Here is a 780-nt window from a genome sequence, read left to right on the forward strand (position 1 = left end):
ACTTTGGTCACGCCATCTGTTGAGGTCGATAGGAATTCCCTTTCCCCAGCTGATCGTCTCCGAAACTTTGCTGCGAACCACACCTGTCGAGACTGGGCATGTCCCTGCTATGACAACGGGCCGGGTTGCACACAGACCGCGGCTTGATGGTGGGTATGTAATTGCTCATGAAACCAATACAGTCGCCGACATTATTCCAGCCTCATTCCGCTATTTCCCAGAGTTCTTTCCAACGCTGCTGAAAGAGCGCTCGCGTCTCCGCTTCCGGTTGGGAAAAGCGTTCTGGCGGGAGGCGATGCTGCCCCGGCTTTGGGCAGGCTCTGAACGTTCCCCTTTTGAGCGGTTCAGAGCCCTCAAAGCCGAAGTTTCCAGCAAGCACGTCGTCAGCGTGTTGATTTCCACTGAGAACTGACCCGGTAGCACGGGATATTTCCATCGAGAATTGACCCATGTTTGAACCTTGCCCTGCTTGTTTTCAGCGGGGGTTACGGAGTGATCGACATGGCGTTATTGAGCGTGATCCGACGCTGGCATTTACGAGAGCATCTATCGATCCGGGAGATTGGCCGCAGGACCGGCCTGTCCCGGAATACCATCCGCAAATACCTGCGCCTGGGCGGCGTGGAACCGAAGTTCAAAGTGCCTGACCGGCCGAGCAAGCTTGATCCGTTTGCGGACCGGTTGTCGGCCTGGCTGAAGACAGAAGCCAAAAAGAACCGCAAGCAGAAGCGCACCCTGAAGCAGTTGCATGCCGACCTGATGAACCTTGGCTATGAGGGG

2 pseudogenes are annotated in these 780 nt (G+C 56.0%); both read left to right on the forward strand.

The window, feature by feature from the left end:
* Positions 1-412 (forward strand): annotated as a pseudogene (locus EN935_RS38540) (D-amino-acid oxidase); the annotation flags it as partial.
* Between the two features lie 89 nt (positions 413-501).
* A pseudogene (locus tag EN935_RS38545) lies at positions 502-780 on the forward strand (IS21 family transposase); the annotation flags it as partial.

Source organism: Mesorhizobium sp. M7D.F.Ca.US.004.03.1.1 (assembly GCF_003998635.1).
Lineage (GTDB): Bacteria > Pseudomonadota > Alphaproteobacteria > Rhizobiales > Rhizobiaceae > Mesorhizobium > Mesorhizobium loti.